Annotated in this window: 2 protein-coding genes; both read right to left on the bottom strand. The window is 50.7% G+C overall.

The features are described 5' to 3' along the window. Positions 1-350: hypothetical protein (locus tag ACEW8S_RS13975; protein WP_373518757.1), on the bottom strand; the 350-nt coding region annotated here is incomplete at its 3' end. 34 nt (positions 351-384) lie between these two features. Beyond that, positions 385-1761, bottom strand: a 1377-nt coding sequence (locus tag ACEW8S_RS13980) for a phage tail sheath family protein (protein WP_373518758.1), incomplete at its 5' end; no start/stop codon positions are given.

Consider the following 1761-nt stretch of genomic DNA (forward strand, 5'->3'; position numbering starts at 1 on the left):
TTGGTGCACAGGTCCGCCAAAAGTTTCGAGGACTCCGAGATCAGTTTTTCGATATCCGCATCCTTCTTGATGTAGTCGTCGATGTTCTTTTGAACGATCTCCGTTTTTTTGTACTGCCCCAGGGCGACGCAGGTCAGCAGGTCTTGATAGATGCCGTTGGTTTCCTTGGCCCTGTCGAGGCAGCATATCTTGTATCCCTTTGCGTCTTCCTTCGATTGTTGCGAGATCTCCCCGGCGCTCTGCGCACTTTCCGCCGTTTCCTTGTCCTGTTTGATGACCGTGAGGCTCCTGCACACGATGTCGTCGGGAGAGGGGGAGTTGCCGTTGGTATTTCCGTTATTGCTTGCCATTTTTAGGTGTTTTTATAGTTCTATACTTTTTCTGTTATTCCGACAGCATTTTATGGCTGAATTTCAGGATGATGAATTCCGCGGGCCTGACCACGGCCATACCGATCTCGACGATCATGCGCCCTTCCCAGATATCGACCTCGGTCATGGTCTCGTTCAATCCTACCTTTACGTAAAAGGCCTGTTCTGGCGTAGTACCCATCAAGGCGCCCGCACGCCATTGCTGTATCAGAAAGTTGTCGATCATCGATTTAACTCGGGACCAGGTGTTCAGGTCGTTGGGCTCGAATACAAATTGCATCGTCGCTTTTTTGACGGATTCCTCCACCATATTAAAAAACCGCCGTACGGGAATATAGCGCCATTCGTTGCTGTTGCCCGCCAAAGTGCGCGCACCCCAGATTATGGCCGGCCCCCTGCCGACGAAAGACCGTATGACATTGACCGATTTACCGGCGTTCACATCCACGTTCAGACTTTCCTGTTGTTCGTCGGTCACCTTCATCATCGGTCTGACCACAAGGTCTATGTTTACATTGGCTGGCGCCTTCCATACGCCGCGTGAGGCATCTACGCTTGCGTATGCACCGACCACTGCCGGCGATGGCGGCATCTCCAAGGGAAAATCCCTTATCTTGCTTTGCGCCGAGAAATACAGGGCGTTATTGGCCGATTTCAGGTCCGCCAAAGTTCCGGCGAACGAACCTTCGATAGTCACATTGGCATCCCCTGTGCCCTCGCCCCCATAGTAATAATCTAAAATGGTTTCCAAATTGGGAAAATAGGTGGCCCCATACTTTATGGTATTCTCTTCGGGCGGGGTCTTGTCGCGCATTAGGTCTATATTGGCCAATAGATCGGGTTGGCCCGGCTCCTGCCAAATGTCCATTACCGTAAAGCGATCCTTAAGTTTTTCACACAGGTCCATCGACTCCCCGAACAGGCTATAAAAATTATCCACGTTATCCAATCCCTGGGCATCGGGATATACATAGAGCGTGATTTCGTCAATCTTTTCCGTGGCATTCAAGCCGTTTTGCAGGTCTGCAAAGTTGATGAGGCCCCCACCGTCGGTATAATTTCCGGTCGAAACGATCCAGCACGCTCCGCCCCCGTTGGCAAAATAGAGCTGTAGGCCATAGTACATCAAAAACTTGGACCGGTTATCAATGGAAACATCCACGGAAGTGGGAGCGTTAATGGCTCCTGTAACGCTGACCTTTAGTCCGGTTTCCGCCGCGGCGAACCCAAAAAAACGTTCATAGTCAAAAAGGGAAGTAATTCTTTTGGGCTCGTTTAGCAAAGGTTGGCCCCTGAGGTCTACCGCCTTTTCGGTATATCCTATAAATGCGGGAATGGCCGTTTCAACCTGTGCGATCGATGGTGGGAGCTTGGAAATTTCCTCGATATA

Source organism: Pricia sp., assembly GCF_041745955.1.
In the GTDB taxonomy this organism is placed as follows: Bacteria; Bacteroidota; Bacteroidia; order Flavobacteriales; family Flavobacteriaceae; genus Pricia.